Genomic DNA, 18,572 nt, shown 5'->3' with positions numbered 1-18,572 from the left:
AAACAATGATAATATAAAAACGAACACAAGTTCGCTTTTATAAATTGAAAAAAGAGGTGTCCGTATGATTTTAGGTATTAATCCGTACTTAGTTTTAGATGGTAGTGGGCAAGAAGCTGTACAGTTTTATAAAGAGGCGTTAGATGCAAAAGTAGAAGTCATGCAAACTTTTGGTGATATGCCTGAAAATCCAGAATACCCGGTTCCAGCTGAAGCGAAAGAGCGCGTTTTGCACGCTACTTTAAAAGTTGGTAATACGGATCTTATGATTTCTGATACATTCCCAGGTCAAGGGCATGCAATTGGATCTCAAGTAACAATCGCAATTCAAATTAGTAACGCGGAAAAAGCGAAAGAAGTATTCGATAAGTTACAAGAAGGTGGCGAAGTTATTATGCCACTTCAAGAAACGTTCTGGAGCCCAGCATACGGACAAGTAAAAGATAAATTTAATATTGAATGGCAAGTTACAACGTCTACTACTGAACAAAAGTAATGTTTAGAAAAGCACCATGTTTTGAAATGGTGCTTTTTTTTATACAATAAAACAAAGGAGATGAAATATATGGGGGAAATTTGGTATGGCGGCAACATTTACACGCTGAGGGAAGAAAATGAAAAAGTAGAAGCTATTTATGTTGAAAACGGTAGGATCATTGATAATGGAAGGAAAGAAGAGTTAGAAAACCGATATGCTGTGGCTAAATTGCACGATTTAAAAGGCAAAACGATGATTCCAGGCCTCGTTGATAGCCATATGCATCTTATTGGTCACGGGGAGAGATTACTTCGTTTAGATTTATCAAATTGCACATCTTATAGCGAAGTGCTGACTCTCGTTCGGAAGCGAGTAGAAGAAGCGCCGAAAGGTTCTTGGATTATCGGAGAGGGCTGGAATGAAAATAACTTTAAGGATACGAAAGATGTTCACGCAAAAGATTTAGATGCAATTTCAAAAGAACATCCCATTTTATTAAAGCGCGTTTGTCGCCATGTTACATGGGTGAACTCATACATACTGCAAGAAGCGAACATAACAGAAGCAACAAAAGATCCAAAAGGCGGGAAAGTTGGACGGGACTCATTCAATAAATTAACAGGACTTTTATATGAACAAGGCCAAGAGTTAATCAAACATGTCCAGCCTGAAATTGATGAAGCCTACTTACAAAGAGCTTTGCAAACAGCAATTAAAGACTGCTGGCAATATGGACTTGTTGGCGGGCATACGGAAGATTTAAATTATTACGGTGGATTTAGAAAAACGCATAATGCGTTTTCTCACGTTATAAAAGAAATGCCATTTAAAGCACATTTGCTCGTTCACCATGAAGTAGCACATGAACGAAAGGAATATGAAAATGAGCATTATATTGAGTTTGGGGCAATGAAAATTTTTTCTGACGGTTCTTTTGGCGGAAGAACAGCTTTATTAAGTGAACCGTATGAAGATGCGAGAGAAACAAATGGAGTTGCCATTTTCTCACGTGAAGAGCTTGCGGAGTTAGTGAAAAAAGCACGAGACTTACATATGCCAGTTGCCATTCATACAATTGGTGATTTGTCGCTCCAGTATGTGATTGATGCGCTTGAATTGTATCCGCCAGCAAAAGGATTACGCGACCGCATTATTCATTGCCAGCTTGCTCGTGAAGAGTTGATTGAAAGAATGAAAAACTTGCAAGTCATTATTGATATACAACCAGTCTTTGTTTCATCGGATTTTCCATCAGTCATTGAAAAACTAGGCGAGCACCGTCTTCGTTATGCGTATGCTTGGAAGACGTTACTGGAAGCGGGATTACACTGTAACGGGGGATCTGATGCTCCGATCGAGCAAGTAAATCCGTTTCTAGGTATATATAGCGCTGTTACACGTAGAAGTTTTATTGACGGTTTATGTTATATGCCAGAAGAAAGATTAACGGTATATGAGGCTGTTTCTTTATTTACAACAGGAAGTGCCTATGCAATCGGAAAAGAAGCGAAGCGAGGGCAAATTACAAAAGGATATGAGGCAGACTTTACAATATTAGACCGCGATATTTTTGAAATAGAGGCAGAAGAAATAAAAGAAGTACAGGCAGAAATGACCGTAATAGATGGCCAAGTCGTCTATAGAAAAGATTCGTAAAAATATATGAGCGATTATCGGAATATATCGACCGTAACTCGAAATATATGAGCGATTATTAAAATATATCGACTTACTTACAAAAATTGACAAGGATATTGCCCGGATAGTGAGAGATTGTTGTCGGGGTAAATAAATAACCGCAGAATTATGGACTACCATAATTCTGCGGTTATTTTAATCTTATAAAAACGTTCTCTGTACTTTTTCCCAGAAAGAGTTGTTTTTTAATTTAACTGTTTTAATTTGTTTATCGCTTAAGCGTACAACAGCTTTTTCCACTTGTTTAATGCTAAGCGCTTCGTTATCCATGCCGATAACAGGATAATCGTTACCGTCTGGTCTTAGTTTTAAAGTTAATGTACGTTCGTGATTTAAAATGAACGGTGAACCAAGTGTACGGTATGTGTTGTTATTTAAAGATGCCAATTCACTTACTTGGAAGCAAGGGATAAGCGGGTCAACAACCGCACCACGTAACGATTTATTGTAAGCTGTACTTCCTGTTGGAGTAGAAACAACTAAACCGTCACCTCTAAATGTTTCGAAATATAAATTATCAACGTGAACATCTACAACGAACGTTTTAATAATGCTAGAACGTAATGAGAACTCATTTAAACAATGGAAAGATGTGCTACCATCTACATCTACCTCAATTGTTGGATATTTTCGCACTTCAATTTCATTTTTTGTAATTTCTTGAAGGGCTGTATCAACGTGATCAATATGGAAATCGCAGTAGAATGAAATTTCATCTTTCGTAGAAATCCCTGCGTATAAGCAATCTTCCCTAAAACCAGTTTTACGAACGGCTTGTAAGAAAGTTGCATCATCTCCAACACTGACGATAGCGTTTGCATTTTTTGGATGATCTAATATGGTGAATCCATTCTCTTCTAAAATACGATAGATTGGTTTCATTTTTTCAACGAGCTTTGCTTTGTCATCACCATAAAAGAAAAATAAATTGCGACGATCTGCCATTATGTATCCCTCCACTGCAGTTAAATTTTCTATGCTTCGTGCTACATATCATTAGAGTCCGTTCTCTGACGATATGTTCAAATAATATATTTCGATATAAATTGTCAAAATACCTTTTTATTTTTAGAAAAATTTTTATATTCAATCTTATGAAACGCTGTTTAATGATGAATAAAGTTGTCGATAATGGGTACGGAGTGAAAGGATGATACGTATGAAGTGGCTCGTAATTGGAATAATAATTCTTCTCCTTTTTATTTTGTTTATACTATTGTCGAAAATAAAGCTTAAGGTGACATTTTTATATTCAGAAATGGAAAAGCAATGTTTGCTTCAAGTGAAAATATGGATGATTCGATATACATTTGATGTGTTGGAAAGAATTGAGAAACAGCAAAAGAAAACAGGGCAAAAAATCGAAAAAGCTGAAGAGGACGGCGGACTTGATAATAAAATTATGGCACAACTTGATAGTATAGGGGAACTGATAAAAAGGCTTCAAGAGGTTCATACTATTGTTAAAGATTTTCTCAAAAGAGTGAAAATCAATGGTTGGAAATGGCACACGCAAATTGGTGCAGGAGATGCAGCTAGTACTGGAATTGTCACCGGATATGCATGGGGGACAAAAGGAATGGCTGCTGGAGTTGTAGGACAATATATGCATATTGTTGACGTACCAGAATTTGAAATTACTCCTGTTTTTCAAGGGAAAGGATTTGCATCAAGATGTGAGTTAACAGCATCTTTTCGTATATTCCGTACTATAAAAACAGCAGTGAAATTACTCGTGTTTATGAGAAGACAAAGATCTGGTACGACAGAAAAATCTGTTCAAGCATAGGGGGGATATAGAATGGACCATCCAATTCAAGGTTTAATGACAACTGCAATGCAGCATTTAAAACAAATGACTGATGTAAATACAATTGTGGGCGATCCAATTAAAGCGGCAGATGGAAGTGTAATTCTTACCGTATCGAAAGTTAGCTTCGGATTTGCTGCTGGTGGAAGTGAATTTGGTAAAGTAGAACATTCAGGCCGCCATCCATTTGGTGGGGGAAGCGGTGGAGGAGTTTCTATTAATCCTGTTGCTTTTCTTGTTATAAATGGAGAAGGCGTAAAAGTGTTACACTTAGATAAGCAAACACACGTCATCGATAAAATAATTGAATTAGCGCCACAAGCTGTTGATAAAGTGAAAGAAATGATGGATAAACGAAAAGAAGATGATCCTGAATTTCAAATTTAACGAATAAAGAAGCTGATCAATGGATTAGCTTCTTTAATTTTTTTGTAAATAAAACGATTTTATTTGCATTATCGATAGGGACAAACTATCATTTACATTGTACATATTTTGTTTAAATAAGGGAGGATTTTCAAGTGGCAAACGTAACTTTTAAAGGTAACCCAATGACTTTAGTTGGAACAGAAGTTAAAGTTGGCGATCAAGCGCCAAACTTCCAAGTGTTAGCAAATGACTTATCTCCAGTAAGTTTAGAAACATACAAAGGCGAAGTAAAATTAATTAGTGTTGTACCTTCAATCGACACAGGTGTATGTGATGCACAAACACGTCGTTTTAACCAAGATGCAGCAGGTATTGAAAACGCGAAAGTATTAACAATTAGCGCTGACTTACCATTCGCTCAAAAACGTTGGTGTGCAGCAAACGGTTTAGAAAATGTTGTTACACTTTCTGACCACCGTGACCTTTCATTCGGTGAAGCTTACGGCTTAGTAATGAAAGAGCTTCGTTTACTTGCTCGTGCAGTATTCGTAGTAGATAGCAATGACAAAGTAGTTTACGTAGAATACGTAAGCGAAGGTACAAGCCATCCAAACTATGAAGCAGCATTAGAAGCAGCTAAATCGGCAAAATAATGTGAAGGAAGATGACCTCTTTGTAAGAAAGAGGTCATCTTCTCTCATGTATTGCTATGGAACCGATATATGAGAGAAGATGCTACATCATATATCACTTAAAAGGGAGCTCTTAAAAAGAGGTCGCTTTTTCTTTTGGGAAAAAATTAGATTATGGTATGATATAAGTTATGTGTAAAAGAGAGAAGGAGGAATGTACGTGAGTCAGACAGTAGAAACATTATTTTCTATTTTTGATTCTTCTGCGGTAGTTTTACGTAAAGAATTAGATGTAACATATTTAGAGGCGCTTGTAGAAACAGGTGATAACTTGTTTGAAGGAGCGATTTTACAAGAGGAATTATCCGAAGCAGCAATTGAAAGGCTGAATCGTGAATATAGTACGTTTAATGAAGAAACATATAAAGGTGAAGAAATTCGTAAAGCATTTCAGTTAGCCATCTTAAAAGGAATGAAAGAAGGCGTACAAGCGAATCACGAAATGACGCCTGATGCAGTTGGTATGTTCATGAGCTACTTATTCCATAAATTTATGCAAGGTCAAAATGAAATTACTGTGTTAGACCCTGCTATCGGAACAGGAAACTTAATGACTACAGTGTTTAACAGCGCTAAAGAAGGACTAACAATGAGTGGATTTGGTGTAGAAGTGGATGAAGTGCTAATTAAACTTGCTTTAGTAAATGCGAATTTACAAAAGCACGCAATCGAATTCTTCCATCAAGATGGACTAGCACCGCTTTATATCGATCCAGTTGATGCAGTTATTTCAGACTTACCGATTGGTTACTATCCAAATGAAATCGGTGCAAGTGAATATAAGTTAAAAGCAGATGAAGGAATGTCGTATGCCCATCACCTATTTATTGAACAAAGTGTGAAACATACGAAAGAAGGCGGATACTTATTCTTCCTAGTACCAAACTTCATTTTTGAAAGTGATGAAGCACCAAAATTACATGCGTTTATTAAAGAAACATGTTTTATCCAAGGCTTATTACAGCTACCTGTTTCCATGTTTAAAAACGAGAAAAATGCAAAAAGTATATTTGTTCTCCAAAAGAAAGGCCCTAGTGTAATGATGCCAAAACAGGCGTTATTAGTGGAGTTACCTAAATTCTCCAACATGAAGGCGATGGAGGACATTATGGACCAATTAAATACTTGGTTTGCAACGCATAAATAAGGTTAGGTATATGTAACAGGGTTAGTAATTCATGTAGTACAGTTTTATATGATATGTCATATTTTTAAATATATACAAGATTTAACTGAATTTTTTTGAAATCTGTAATATATTTTTTTTCTTGGTGTTACAATTTTTTCACTTGAAATATATGTCGTACGATGTTTAAATTAAAATCGTGAGTATAAAATTTGCTAATGATGAAACGTTTTCATATTTAGTAAATTTGATCAGATAAAATCGAGCGGTTTGTGGAAACATCCACACAACTACCAAGAGAAAAAGGGGCGAAAGACTAGATGTCAAAAATCATCGCGATTAACGCAGGAAGCTCTTCCTTAAAATTCCAATTATTTGAAATGCCAAGTGAAACAGTATTAACAAAAGGTTTAGTAGAACGTATCGGTTTAGAAGATAGTATCTTCACTATTACTGTAGATGGCGAAAAACAAAAAGAAATTACAAACATTCCAGATCACGCAGTAGCAGTTAATATGCTTCTTAAAAAATTAACTGAAAACGGAATCGTTAAATCTCTAGATGAGATTGGCGGTATCGGTCACCGTGTTGTTCACGGCGGCGAAAAATTTGCTGACTCTGTTCTAATTACTGATGAAGTATTAGCTGATATCGAAGAATTAAGCGATTTAGCACCACTTCATAACCCAGCAAACGTTGTTGGTATTAAAGCATTCCAAGAAGTATTACCAAACGTACCAGCAGTAGCAGTATTCGATACAGCATTCCACCAAACAATGCCGGAATCTGCATTCCTATACAGCTTACCGTATGAGTACTACGAAAAGTTCGGTATCCGTAAGTACGGTTTCCACGGAACTTCTCATAAATATGTAACTGAGCGTGCGGCTGAACTATTAGGTCGTCCACTTGAGAGCTTAAGCTTACTTTCTTGTCACTTAGGTAACGGTGCAAGTATCGCAGCAGTAGAAGGCGGTAAATCTATCGATACTTCTATGGGCTTCACTCCACTTGCTGGTGTAACAATGGGTACACGTTCTGGTAACATTGACCCTGCGTTAATTCCATACATCATGGAAAAAACAGGCCAAACAGTAGAAGAAGTAGTTAGCGTATTAAACAAGAAGAGTGGTATGTTAGGTCTTACTGGTTACTCTAGTGACCTACGTGACATCATTGCGAAAGAAGAAGAAGGCGACCACCGTGCGAAAGTAGCACTTGATGTATTCGTAAGCCGTATCCACAAATACATCGGTTCTTACACTGCTCGTATGAAAGGTGTAGACGCAATCATCTTCACAGCTGGTGTAGGTGAAAACAGTGCGATTATTCGTGAACGCGTATTAGAAGGCCTTGAGTACATGGGCGTATACTTCGATGCAAAACGCAATAACGTATTCGGTGAGGAAGCATTCATCAACTTCCCACATTCTCCAGTAAAAATTATTGTAATTCCAACTGACGAAGAAGTTATGATTGCTCGTGACGTACTACGTCTTGGAAACATCGGTTAATATATGAAAAGAAAGACGAAGTCCTATAGGATTTCGTCTTTTTTCTTTTTGATGTATGTTAAAATTCCATCTGGATATAGTACTTTTTTCTCCTGAATGAATGCTGTAATGGGAATCCATTTCGCATACGATACTGTTTGCTCATCTTGTATATTCAGTAATTCCATTTCATATAGTGACGTGTCTAATAAACGTAAAGAATATAGTTGAATGATTTCATGAGCAATTTCTCCATCAAGATGAAAAATGTTTTCTAAGCAACCTAAATAATCGGTAATTTCCACTTCTGTATGAAGCTCTTCTTGAAATTCACGAATAACAGTATGTGCTGATTTTTCACCAAGTTCAATTGAACCGCCAAGAGGCCGGTAATATGTTTCATCACTTGTATGATATTCTTGTACGAGAAGTCGATCATGATGTATAGCAATTCCAAAAGCTTTTACTTGTGGATACATATGTATAATCGCTCCTTATGTGTTTTATATAAGGATGATTATAATGTAGATAAGTAGAAATTGGTAACATGAACGCCGATATATGCTATAAATAAGGGAGACACGATATACAAGCGCATTTACAAATATGTTACAATAGAAAAAAATCGAACGAGGTGGTTGTTACGATGCGATCGAAGCGAGAACAAGCCATTTTAGACAATATAAAAGAATGGGAATCGCAATTAGTTGAGCAAGAAGCGACCGATTTTCAAAGAATGTTTGATAAATGGGTACATACTACAATTGCGAAATTACCTGAGAAAAAACGAAAAGATTTCTTTACGAAAGCAGATGGATGGCTCTTTCATTTGCATGCATTGATTCAAAGTTCACAATCACAGTTAGAGGCGCGTAATCGTATTTTAGGGACATCGAGATTATTTAATGAATCGATTGAGCAACTAGAAGATTTAAAAGCATTATCTATCGATCAATTAACATACATAGCAGAGCAGCAAACAGCTCGTCATCGTCTATATTCATTCGTACAAGGCGGAGCAACAGGTGCTGGAGGTTTATTATTATTAACGGCTGATTTTCCGGTTATGATTGCGTTAAATGTGAAGGCTGTTCAACTTATTGCAACATCATTTGGACATGATGTGAACAAGCCTTATGAAATGATGCTTGCGTTAAAGGTATTTCATGCGTCATTACTACCAGGAAGACTTCAGCAATACGCTTGGTACAATTTACTGCAAGAGCTAGAACAAGAAGATTCCTTCTTCTACGAAGGAGACGAAGCGGTGTTACAACCAGCTTCTACTGAAATCATCTTAAAACAAATTTTGAAAACATTCTCGATTTATGCTCTTCGTCGTAAATTATTCCAAGGTATTCCGGTAATTGGAATGGCGATCGGGTCTACAGTGAATTATCGTTTAACAAGAAACGTTACTGAATTTGCAAATAGATTTTATCAAGTGCGCCACATAGTCGAGAAGGAAAAAAGAGCATAAAAAAAGCGAGAGGCCGAGGCCTTTCGCTTTTTTAATTTGTTGCATGCTTTTTGGACATTGGAATAGATACTGGTTGCTTTTCTTCTGCTTTTTCTGTTTTTGGATAATAAATTAAATCCAATGTTTTTGCCTGTACGGCAATCGAAAGAATAGTAAAAGCAATTTCCGTCCAATTTAAATAATATAATGAAAGCGCAAGAACAATCGCGTCAAAGACGAAGAAAATTTGCCCAATTGTAAAACGTGTTTTTTTACTTAATACAATTGTTAAAATATCGTCTCCGCCGGTTGCACCGCCAAATCGCAATATAAAACCGAGTCCAATACCAGCTAACGCACCGCCAACTACTGCAGCTATAAATAAATTGTTTGATAAATCGACCGTAAATGGAGAATAATTTTCCATAAGAGAATAAAATACTCCGAATGAAATTGAACCTAAGAATGAATAGCCAACCATTTTTCTACCTAAAAATGAAGCACACAGTAAAATAATTGGGATATCCATAATTACAGTTGAAATAGATGGTGAAATATCATAAAAATTTTGGATGAATAGTGCAATACCTACAAAGCCACCTTCTGTTAAGTGGTTTTGGAAGTGAATGTGATATAGCGCTGCTGCTAAAATAAATGAACCGATTAAAACCATAAAAATTTCTTTAATAATTTGTCGACTTTGGATGTTCCTCATCGTTATTCCTTCTTTCCGTAGTTAGTAGTCCTTTTTGTGTTGTAAACTAACTACGAGCTCACATGTAGCTTTCAGTTAGTTTACGAAAAAACTAACTACGCTATATGTCGCTGAAGAAATAACGAATAATCCTCTCGTCCATCAATTCTCCCTACCTTCGTTTTAGTTTAAGTCTTAAAACGACTAAACAAAACGTGGAGTAGGATTCTTCATTTAGCAATCCTGCTCTTCTTTGTTTTGTTTAGCTAGTAACAATTAAGTCCTAAACAAAACACTATGTGTAAGAAGAGTCTTTTTTTTGCCAAATTATCCTTCGGGCAATCATAATTTCCCCACTCTCGTATTTTTTTCGCTAGACTAAAGTATCTGAGCTGGAAAATACGCTACGTGTATGATTCGTCAATACGATGCCACATGCTCCTTCGAGCGATCATGATATCAAAATCCCTTCCTTCAAGATTTATATTATTATATCATACTTTCAAAAAATGTATGCGGATGGAAACCGACAATAACCGGAGGAAATCTACAAAAATTGTTATGTTTAAATATTTTTGTAGAAAAGCCTAAGTTATTTTGGAGAATTGGACATTTTTTAACGGTTTGTCCAATAAGTAAGAAAAAATGGCTTTATTCAGTTGTATCTTTTTCATCACTAGTATCTTTAAAAAACGCATCCCAGCTAATCACACTTAAAAAAGTTAAAGCGATAATAACGAAAGCGCGCATAAGTTTTTAAGGCCTCCTTTTGTACATAGTATATGAATGATTCAATTCGGAATGTGTCATTTTTTTACAAGTCTTAACTATTATGAGAGTATATTAATATAGATAGATGAAAGGGGAAGTGAAGATATGCTAAAAGACATGTTCAAAAGAAAAGAATTAACATGTGTTATATGTCAGAAAAAGATTGAATATGAAGAAGAGCTAGTTGCTTTTGTAAAGTTACCGAAAGAAAGAAGTATATTAGTTGGCCCGTTTGATGTATGTTTAGCGAAAACAGCACAAGAGATATATTGTAAATCGTGTTACGACAAAAAAAGCATGACCCAAAATAATTGAGGGGCATGCTTTTTTTATTGGTGTGCTTTTCCCTCAGATACGTTTTGAGTGAGTCGATACCAAAGCCAAAGATCATTAATGATGGAGGCGAGATCGGCAATTTCTGAATTCAGTTTGCAAGAAATTTCGAAGTCTTCCTCGTTATTTAAATGATGCTGTTTTGCATTAATATAATGTTCGATTTCTTTTATACGATCAGGAATTTTTCCGCGAACTTGTTCCCATTTTAATAAAATTGCATGCTGCATTTTTTCGGGGATATCCTCCCAGTCTTCTTGTAAATGCGGAATTTCAATTCCTAGATGTTCATCGTATAAGAAATACTTTTTCATAAGTTCACCCCCGTTTTCCTGCTTATATTGTACAAAAAAACAGAAAGAAGTTCGACGAAATTGTTTGAAAAAATTTGAAAATGGCTCTTGATACATTTTGTAAAAGGTGTTAAAGTGTGAATTATTATAAAAGAAAATGAATATTTATTCTTTAGGGGGATGCAAAATGAAGAAGAAAAAAGTTGTATTAGCATATTCCGGAGGTCTTGATACTTCCGTTGCAATTAAATGGTTACAAGAGAAGAATTATGATATTATCGCGCTTTGTTTAGACTTGGGGGAAGGTAAAGACTTAGCATTTGTAAAAGAAAAGGCACTTTCAGTAGGTGCAATTAAATCATATATGATTGATGTTCAAGAAGAATTTGCGAACGAATATGCATTGATGGCGATGCAAGCACACACGTTATACGAAGGGAAATATCCTCTCGTTTCGGCGTTATCTCGTCCACTTATCGCAAAGAAATTAGTAGAAATTGCAGAACAAGAAGGAGCGACTGCAGTTGCACACGGATGTACAGGGAAAGGGAATGATCAAGTTCGTTTTGAAGTTTCTATTCAAGCATTAAATCCTTACTTAGAAGTAATTGCACCTGTACGTGAATGGAAATGGTCACGTGAAGAAGAAATTGCCTATGCAAAAGAAAATAATGTACCGATTCCAATTAATTTAGATAGCCCGTTTTCAATCGATCAAAATTTATGGGGACGCAGCAATGAATGCGGCATTTTAGAAGATCCATGGGCAGCGCCGCCAGAAGATGCATATGAGATGACATTGGCATTAGAAGACACACCGAATAAACCAGAATTTGTAGAAATTGGCTTTGAAGCAGGCGTACCGAATACTTTAAATGGCACTGCATATCCACTTTCAGAACTTATTAAAACGTTAAATGCACTTGCTGGAAAACATGGCGTTGGACGTATCGATCACGTAGAAAATCGTCTTGTTGGTATTAAATCGCGTGAAGTATACGAATGCCCAGCAGCAATGACATTAATTACGGCGCATAAAGAACTTGAAGATTTAACACTTGTAAAAGAAGTAGCACATTTTAAACCGATGATTGAGCAAAAAATAACAGAGCTTATTTATAACGGTTTATGGTTCTCGCCTTTAAAACAAGCGCTTCATGCTTTCTTACAAGAAACGCAAAAGAATGTAACAGGCACGGTGCGTGTGAAATTATTTAAAGGTCATGCAATTGTAGAAGGGCGTAAATCTGAGTACTCTTTATACGATGAAAAATTAGCAACATATACTGCTCAGGATGAATTTAATCATGATGCAGCAGTTGGGTTCATTTCATTATTCGGTTTACCGACGAAAGTATACAGTCAAGTGAATCAAAAGAAGGTGGAAGCGTGAGCAAACTTTGGGGCGGACGTTTTACAGAAGAAGCGGAAGCGTGGGTTGAAGAGTTCGGGGCATCCATCTCCTTCGATCAACAATTAGTAAATCAAGATATAAACGGGAGTATTGCGCACGTAACGATGCTAGCAAAGCAAGGCATCGTTACGAAAGAAGAAGCAGAGAAAATAAAGATAGGTCTTCAATATTTATTAGAAGAAGCGAAACAAAATAAATTGCATTTTTCCGTTGAAGCGGAAGACATTCATTTAAATATCGAAAAGATGTTAATTGAAAAAATCGGTGAAGTAGGAGGGAAACTTCATACTGGCCGAAGTCGTAATGATCAAGTAGCGACAGATATGCACTTATATTTAAAAGAAAAAGTAGAGCATATTATTAAAGCTACAAAACAATTGCAAACGGTTCTTGTTCATCAAGCAGAAAATAATATTGAGACAATTATGCCTGGCTATACACACTTACAGCGTGCTCAGCCAATTTCATTTGCACATCATATTCTCGCTTACTTTTGGATGTTAGAGCGCGATGTGAATCGTTATGAAGATTCGTTAAAGCGTATTAACATTTCGCCATTAGGAGCAGGAGCGTTAGCTGGGACAACATTCCCGATTGATCGAGAATATAGTGCGGAGCTTCTTGGATTGAATGGAATCTATGAAAATAGTTTAGATGCAGTAAGTGATCGTGATTTCATACTGGAGTTCCTCAGTAACTCATCTATGCTTATGATGCATTTATCGCGCTTTTGCGAAGAACTTATTTTATGGAGTAGCCAAGAGTTTCAATTTATTGAAATGAGCGATCAATATGCAACGGGAAGCAGCATTATGCCGCAAAAGAAAAATCCAGATATGGCGGAACTTATTCGTGGTAAAACAGGCAGAGTGTACGGTAATTTATTTAGTTTACTTACAGTCATGAAAGGATTGCCGCTCGCTTACAATAAAGATTTGCAAGAAGATAAAGAAGGAATGTTTGATACAGTGAAAACAGTAGAAGGCTGCCTTCATATTATGGCAGGCATGTTAGAGACGATGACTGTAAACAAAGAAAACATGGGGCAAGCTGTAACGCAAGATTTCTCTAACGCAACAGAAATTGCCGATTACTTAGCAAGTAAAGGACTACCATTCCGTCAAGCTCATGAAATTGTTGGGAAGCTAGTGCTACACTGTACACAAAAAGGAATTTATTTAGTAGATGTCCCACTTGCAACATATAAAGAAATGAGCTCGCTATTTGAAGAAGATTTGTATGAAGTGCTGTCACCATATGCAGCTGTAAAGCGTCGTAACAGTGCTGGCGGGACTGGGTTTGAGCAAATTGAAAAAGCTTTGGAGAAGGCGAAAGGATTAACGAAAGAAGCTATTAAGAATTGAGTTGAAAAGTACGCCAGTCTGTTAAAGTCTGGCGTACTTTCTTTTTTACTAGTATTTAAGTTATGATATAGTGAAAAATAACAATTTAGGGGAAGTCTATGAAAAAAGTAATATTTATCGTTTTACTGTTAATTAGCTTAAGTGCAAATGTTAAAGTATTTCTCTTGGACAAATATATCTTTGCTGGTGAACAAGTAAAACGAGAGGAAGCGATTATCGCAACGATGTGGCACTTGCAAGAAAAAGGATATAAAGAAAGTGATATTTCGTACATAAAACCGGCCTTTTATAGTAAAATCGGTTCTTACGGTATGAATGTACAGTTTAAAGATGAACCAAACGAATCATATACATATAGAGTTTCGAAAGATGCGAAAACAAATAAAGTAACTGTACACCAAGATAGCAATGAGCCAGGTGGTATGGGCGGGAAGCATCAAGAGCTTAAATAAAGAAAGAAAAACGACTGATGGCATTCGCCTGCAGTCGTTTTTCTTTTAATCATACTTATGTCGATCTTCCGTAATTCGAATATACTCAATATCCATTAAATCTCGCAGTAATGCACCATTACTTAGCTCAATTCCATGTGTTTCTCTAAAATGTGCGCGAATCGTATCTAACATTTCGATTTCTTTCCCATTCACATCTAAAATAATACGTTCAGAATCATCCATGTGGCACCCTCCTTTTTTAAACATATATATTTTGTCCGTCTATTTCTAAAAAATGTATGTTAATGTAATGTTAGGAAATAAGAAAGGGATGGAAAATGAGACGTATTTATTTTATAGCGCTAATTTTGTACACATTAATTGTATTACACGTTGCATTCCCAAATATCTTTTCATTTGAGGACGTAGAAACAGTACACGTTGGAATCTTTATCTTTATTTTATTTGTAGTAGATTGCTGTATTTCGATATGGCTTTCGAAAAGAAAACATGTACAAAATAAAAAAGAAATGGAACGAAAAAAGAGAAAACGTTCATTTTGGATAACAACGTATTGTTTTTCTTTAGTGATTACCGCTGCTTTTTTTAGTGAGAATATTCCATTAGAAAGAGTAAATATTGGATTTGGAGCGTTCGTATTTGCATACTATTTTTTCATGCATTTTCTTCCTTATATGAAGGAAAAGCGAGGAGAAGAGGAAGATCCGCTTGTAGAAGAAGCGAGAGAAAAAGAGCATAAGAGAATAGAAGAAGATATACAGAAACTTGGAGAACAAAAATGGTATTTGAAATCAAAAATCATATATGTTCTTTGCTTTATTACGCCGCCAATCGGTTATTTGTATGTATTCTGCCTGCGTAAAAAAATGACAGAAGATGCAAAGAAAGCGTACTTAACGATTGCGACAATTATGATGGCGTTATGGTCTTTGAAGTTCCTACCTCCTTATATATTGGCAATTACCGTTGCTGTTATAGCTTGTCTTGTATTTCTAGTAAAATATGTGAAATGAAAAACACCAAGCCCATGTGACTTGGTGTTTTATTTATAAATTAAAGCTCACCTTGCTCCTCATCACCACGAACAACAAGGACATCGCATTTCGCATAGCGAATAATATGTTCAGAGACGCTACCAATTAGGAAACGCTCAACAGCATTTAAACCAGTTGCACCACACATAATTAAATCTACTTTATGATTTGGAGCGATTTCTTTTGAGATTTTTGATTTAGGATTACCAAATTCTAATACAGTTTCAATTTTTTCAAGGCCAGCTTCAAGCGCAGTTTTTTTGTAGTCTTCTAATAAGTCTTCTGCAAATAGATTTGCACGTTCAGCAATTGCACGGCTATAAGCTTCTACTGCTGAGTATGCTTTTACATCAACGATATGAGCAATAGTTAATGTTGCATTGTTGCGTTTTGCGACTTGAATTGCTTTTTTAAAGGCTTTTTCTGCTTCTTTAGAACCATCCACCGCGATTAAAATATTTGTATATGTATTATTCATAGTAAATTCCTCCCAATCATTTTTATTACCGTTTACAACTTTATTATAAAACAAATTTTGGTAATGTGCTTGCCAGAAACGTTACAGAATTTCGAAAACTCTGTTTTGATTCATTTTAGTTGTAATTGGTGCGAGAACTTGTTACATATGAACTATAGCAATTTAAAAGGGGGCAGTTTTGTGAGACATGCGCTCATTACAGCCGGTACGAAAGGTTTAGGAAAGCAAGTAACAGAGAAGTTATTGGCTAAAGGCTATTCAGTAACAGTAACATATCATAGCGATATAACGGCTATGGAAAAGATGAAAGAAACATATAAAAATATGGAAGAGCGTCTACAATTCGTGCAAGCGGATGTCACGAAAAAGGAAGATTTACATAAAATAGTAGAAGAAGCGATAAGCCGTTTTGGCAAAATTGATTTCTTAATTAATAATGCTGGTCCATATGTATTTGAACGAAAAAAGTTAGTTGATTATGAAGAAGATGAATGGAATGAAATGATTCAGGGTAATTTAACAGCTGTATTTCATTTGTTGAAGCTTGTCGTTCCGATTATGAGAAAACAGAACTTTGGCCGTATTATTAATTACGGATTCCAAGGGGCAGATAGTGCACCGGGATGGATTTATCGTTCAGCTTTTGCAGCAGCGAAAGTAGGACTTGTTTCATTAACGAAAACTGTTGCTTACGAAGAAGCAGAATATGGTATTACTGCAAATATGGTATGTCCTGGTGATATTATTGGTGAAATGAAAGAAGCGACAATTCAAGAAGCACGTCAGTTGAAAGAACGTAAAACACCAATTGGTAGATCTGGAACAGGTGAAGATATCGCAAGAACGATTTCGTTTTTATGCGAGGAAGATTCCGATATGATTACCGGTACAATTATTGAAGTAACTGGTGCAGTAGATGTTATTCATAGACATCGATAGAGAAAAATAAAGTGAAGTTTCGAATAATTGGATAGTTTATCCTTTATGCTGATAGGTGCGGATAATACTGTCCTTTAATATAAAATTAAATCTATCGGAAAACTTGTATTATTTTTTGTCAAATATTGAGATATTATGTTAAAATATAAGAGCGTAGAAAGCGCTTTAAAAAATGATTCAGGGGTCATTTCATAACTCAAGGGGGAACTAATCATGCGTATCGGTATTCCAACAGAAATTAAAAACAATGAAAACCGCGTGGCAATGACGCCAGCGGGAGCAGTACATTTAGTACAAAATGGTCATGAAGTTTTTGTTCAAAAAGGAGCAGGTTTAGGATCTGGCTTTACGGATGAAGAATACGTACAAGCTGGTGCGAAACTTGTTGAAACTGCTGAAGAAGCATGGAATCAAGATATGGTTATGAAGGTAAAAGAGCCAGTAGCAAGTGAATACGGCTATTTCCGTGAAGGTTTAATTTTATTCACATACTTACACTTAGCTCCAGAACCAGAATTAACGAAAGCATTAATTGATAACAAAGTTGTATCAATTGCATACGAAACAGTACAATTAGACAATCGTTCATTACCATTACTTGCACCTATGAGTGAAGTAGCAGGTCGTATGTCTGCTCAAATCGGTGCACAATTCCTTGAGAAAAACAAAGGTGGTAAAGGTATTCTACTTGCAGGCGTTCCAGGGGTAAAACGCGGCAAAGTAACAATTATCGGCGGTGGTCAAGCTGGTACAAACGCAGCGAAGATTGCAGTAGGTTTAGGTGCAGATGTAACAATCATCGACTTAAGTGCAGAACGTCTTCGTCAACTAGATGACATTTTCGGTAACCAAGTAAAAACATTAATGTCTAATCCATACAACATTGCAGAAGCTGTAAAAGAATCTGACCTTGTCATTGGTGCAGTATTAATTCCAGGTGCAAAAGCGCCAAAACTTGTAACAGAAGAAATGATTCAATCAATGGAACCAGGTTCTGTCGTTGTAGATATCGCGATTGACCAAGGTGGTATTTTCGAAACAACTGACCGTATTACAACTCATGACAACCCAACTTACGAAAAACATGGCGTTGTTCATTATGCAGTTGCAAACATGCCAGGTGCGGTTCCACGTACATCAACTCTTGCATTAACAAACGTAACAGTACCATATGCAGTACAAATTGCGAACAAAGGCTATAAAGATGCTTGCCTAGGCAACACTGCATTATTAAAAGGTATTAACACATTAGATGGATATGTAACATTCGAAGCGGTTGCAGAAGCTCACGGTTTACAATACGCTGATGCAAAAGAGCTTCTTGAAAAAGCTCCTGCTTTATCATAATTAAAATATATGTAGCCTTCCTTTTTTTAGGAGGGCTTTTATTTAAAATAAAAACATCTTATAATATAGATAATAAGAAATTAGGATGAGAATGGGAGGCACGACATGGGGTATATTTATGATATTTTGTCATTTGTTTTGCTTATAGCAGGAATTATTACAATGATTTTAGGTAAAAAGAAGAATAATCCGAAACTAAGAGGTATTGGTATTGGAATTGTAACCGCAGTACTTATTATTGGATTGCCTGATTTTGCAAAAGGTTATATGAAAGGTGTACTTTCTGCTGGAGATAGTACATTTCCGATAAAATAAAAAAAAGATC

The 18,572-nt window shown here is 36.0% G+C and carries 22 protein-coding genes; 16 read left to right on the top strand and 6 right to left on the bottom strand.

The genetic code is table 11. The features are described 5' to 3' along the window. Nucleotides 1–64 precede the first annotated feature (64 nt). Together ACVWY7_RS02855 and ACVWY7_RS02850 are read left to right on the top strand one after the other, a co-directional pair. On the top strand, nucleotides 65–496 hold the full coding sequence (locus ACVWY7_RS02855) for a VOC family protein (RefSeq protein ID WP_000600363.1): 432 nt from the start codon (nucleotides 65–67) through the stop codon (nucleotides 494–496). A 69-nt stretch (nucleotides 497–565) separates the two neighbouring features. After that, nucleotides 566–2,134, top strand: coding sequence for an amidohydrolase (locus tag ACVWY7_RS02850; protein WP_456523648.1), 1,569 nt, complete (start codon nucleotides 566–568; stop codon nucleotides 2,132–2,134). 183 nt (nucleotides 2,135–2,317) lie between these two features. On the opposite strand, the gene ACVWY7_RS02845 is transcribed toward ACVWY7_RS02850, so the two are convergent. Then, entirely contained in the window at nucleotides 2,318–3,121 is an 804-nt protein-coding gene (locus ACVWY7_RS02845; RefSeq protein ID WP_000785171.1) for an NAD kinase, read from the bottom strand. 205 nt (nucleotides 3,122–3,326) lie between these two features. Between ACVWY7_RS02845 and ACVWY7_RS02840 the strand changes: the two genes are divergently transcribed. The 5 genes from ACVWY7_RS02840 to ackA all read left to right on the top strand — a co-directional run bounded on the left by ACVWY7_RS02840 (nucleotide 3,327) and on the right by ackA (nucleotide 7,687). Continuing rightward, nucleotides 3,327–3,965: a DUF2953 domain-containing protein gene (locus ACVWY7_RS02840; RefSeq protein WP_000620649.1), complete on the top strand. Its 639-nt coding sequence runs from the start codon at nucleotides 3,327–3,329 to the stop codon at nucleotides 3,963–3,965. Between the two features lie 12 nt (nucleotides 3,966–3,977). Beyond that, on the top strand, nucleotides 3,978–4,373 hold the full coding sequence (ytfJ, locus tag ACVWY7_RS02835) for a GerW family sporulation protein (protein ID WP_000350005.1): 396 nt from the start codon (nucleotides 3,978–3,980) through the stop codon (nucleotides 4,371–4,373). Between the two features lie 134 nt (nucleotides 4,374–4,507). Continuing rightward, nucleotides 4,508–5,008, top strand: a complete 501-nt coding sequence (gene tpx / locus ACVWY7_RS02830; RefSeq protein ID WP_000024529.1) for a thiol peroxidase — start codon at nucleotides 4,508–4,510, stop codon at nucleotides 5,006–5,008. Nucleotides 5,009–5,207: 199 nt separating this feature from the next. After that, complete coding sequence (locus tag ACVWY7_RS02825; protein ID WP_000084347.1) at nucleotides 5,208–6,194, top strand: class I SAM-dependent methyltransferase; 987 nt, start codon at nucleotides 5,208–5,210, stop codon at nucleotides 6,192–6,194. 299 nt (nucleotides 6,195–6,493) lie between these two features. Continuing rightward, complete coding sequence (gene ackA, locus ACVWY7_RS02820; protein WP_000034579.1) at nucleotides 6,494–7,687, top strand: acetate kinase; 1,194 nt, start codon at nucleotides 6,494–6,496, stop codon at nucleotides 7,685–7,687. A 23-nt stretch (nucleotides 7,688–7,710) separates the two neighbouring features. Here the strand turns inward: ackA and ACVWY7_RS02815 are convergent, their stop codons facing one another. Continuing rightward, complete coding sequence (locus ACVWY7_RS02815; protein WP_326969436.1) at nucleotides 7,711–8,145, bottom strand: NUDIX hydrolase; 435 nt, start codon at nucleotides 8,143–8,145, stop codon at nucleotides 7,711–7,713. Between the two features lie 167 nt (nucleotides 8,146–8,312). On the opposite strand from ACVWY7_RS02815, the gene ACVWY7_RS02810 reads away from it, so the two are divergent. Continuing rightward, on the top strand, nucleotides 8,313–9,146 hold the full coding sequence (locus tag ACVWY7_RS02810; RefSeq protein ID WP_001256873.1) for an EcsC family protein: 834 nt from the start codon (nucleotides 8,313–8,315) through the stop codon (nucleotides 9,144–9,146). A gap of 31 nt (nucleotides 9,147–9,177) precedes the next feature. Here the strand turns inward: ACVWY7_RS02810 and ACVWY7_RS02805 are convergent, their stop codons facing one another. Next, nucleotides 9,178–9,840, bottom strand: a complete 663-nt coding sequence (locus ACVWY7_RS02805; protein ID WP_001244510.1) for a YitT family protein — start codon at nucleotides 9,838–9,840, stop codon at nucleotides 9,178–9,180. 855 nt (nucleotides 9,841–10,695) lie between these two features. Between ACVWY7_RS02805 and ACVWY7_RS02800 the strand changes: the two genes are divergently transcribed. Then, nucleotides 10,696–10,905, top strand: a complete 210-nt coding sequence (locus ACVWY7_RS02800; protein WP_000910286.1) for a hypothetical protein — start codon at nucleotides 10,696–10,698, stop codon at nucleotides 10,903–10,905. 14 nt (nucleotides 10,906–10,919) lie between these two features. Here the strand turns inward: ACVWY7_RS02800 and ACVWY7_RS02795 are convergent, their stop codons facing one another. Then, entirely contained in the window at nucleotides 10,920–11,237 is a 318-nt protein-coding gene (locus tag ACVWY7_RS02795) for a hypothetical protein (RefSeq protein ID WP_000759812.1), read from the bottom strand. Nucleotides 11,238–11,403: 166 nt separating this feature from the next. Between ACVWY7_RS02795 and ACVWY7_RS02790 the strand changes: the two genes are divergently transcribed. From ACVWY7_RS02790 to ACVWY7_RS02780, 3 genes are all read left to right on the top strand, one after another. Continuing rightward, on the top strand, nucleotides 11,404–12,609 hold the full coding sequence (locus ACVWY7_RS02790) for an argininosuccinate synthase (RefSeq protein ID WP_456523647.1): 1,206 nt from the start codon (nucleotides 11,404–11,406) through the stop codon (nucleotides 12,607–12,609). After that, nucleotides 12,606–13,994 carry an argininosuccinate lyase gene (gene argH, locus ACVWY7_RS02785; RefSeq protein WP_073522117.1) on the top strand — a complete coding sequence of 463 codons (1,389 nt, stop codon included), beginning with the start codon at nucleotides 12,606–12,608 and terminating at the stop codon, nucleotides 13,992–13,994. Before ACVWY7_RS02790 ends, argH begins: the two co-directional genes overlap by 4 nt. 98 nt (nucleotides 13,995–14,092) lie before the next feature. Beyond that, nucleotides 14,093–14,446 (top strand): DUF3139 domain-containing protein, encoded by a 354-nt coding sequence (locus ACVWY7_RS02780; protein ID WP_000755598.1) that lies wholly within the window; start codon nucleotides 14,093–14,095, stop codon nucleotides 14,444–14,446. Between the two features lie 45 nt (nucleotides 14,447–14,491). Here the strand turns inward: ACVWY7_RS02780 and ACVWY7_RS02775 are convergent, their stop codons facing one another. Further along, nucleotides 14,492–14,671, bottom strand: a complete 180-nt coding sequence (locus ACVWY7_RS02775) for a hypothetical protein (RefSeq protein WP_000342755.1) — start codon at nucleotides 14,669–14,671, stop codon at nucleotides 14,492–14,494. 95 nt (nucleotides 14,672–14,766) lie between these two features. Between ACVWY7_RS02775 and ACVWY7_RS02770 the strand changes: the two genes are divergently transcribed. Next, on the top strand, nucleotides 14,767–15,462 hold the full coding sequence (locus tag ACVWY7_RS02770) for a hypothetical protein (protein WP_001252875.1): 696 nt from the start codon (nucleotides 14,767–14,769) through the stop codon (nucleotides 15,460–15,462). 40 nt (nucleotides 15,463–15,502) lie between these two features. Here the strand turns inward: ACVWY7_RS02770 and ACVWY7_RS02765 are convergent, their stop codons facing one another. Then, nucleotides 15,503–15,961, bottom strand: coding sequence for a universal stress protein (locus ACVWY7_RS02765; RefSeq protein WP_001066673.1), 459 nt, complete (start codon nucleotides 15,959–15,961; stop codon nucleotides 15,503–15,505). 147 nt (nucleotides 15,962–16,108) lie between these two features. Between ACVWY7_RS02765 and ACVWY7_RS02760 the strand changes: the two genes are divergently transcribed. The 3 genes from ACVWY7_RS02760 (at nucleotide 16,109) to ACVWY7_RS02750 (ending at nucleotide 18,562) form a co-directional block, all read left to right on the top strand. Further along, nucleotides 16,109–16,900 (top strand): SDR family oxidoreductase, encoded by a 792-nt coding sequence (locus tag ACVWY7_RS02760; RefSeq protein ID WP_456523646.1) that lies wholly within the window; start codon nucleotides 16,109–16,111, stop codon nucleotides 16,898–16,900. Between the two features lie 213 nt (nucleotides 16,901–17,113). Beyond that, the gene (gene ald / locus ACVWY7_RS02755; protein WP_001219405.1) at nucleotides 17,114–18,247 is read left to right on the top strand and encodes an alanine dehydrogenase; all 1,134 of its coding nucleotides are present in this window, start codon (nucleotides 17,114–17,116) and stop codon (nucleotides 18,245–18,247) included. Nucleotides 18,248–18,352: 105 nt separating this feature from the next. Next, complete coding sequence (locus tag ACVWY7_RS02750; protein WP_000540687.1) at nucleotides 18,353–18,562, top strand: hypothetical protein; 210 nt, start codon at nucleotides 18,353–18,355, stop codon at nucleotides 18,560–18,562. The last annotated feature ends 10 nt before the right edge of the window (nucleotides 18,563–18,572 follow it).

The organism is Bacillus sp. TE9106W, assembly GCF_054062215.1.
Note: the sequence above shows the minus strand (reverse complement) of the source record. Positions and strands in the feature narration are given on the sequence as shown.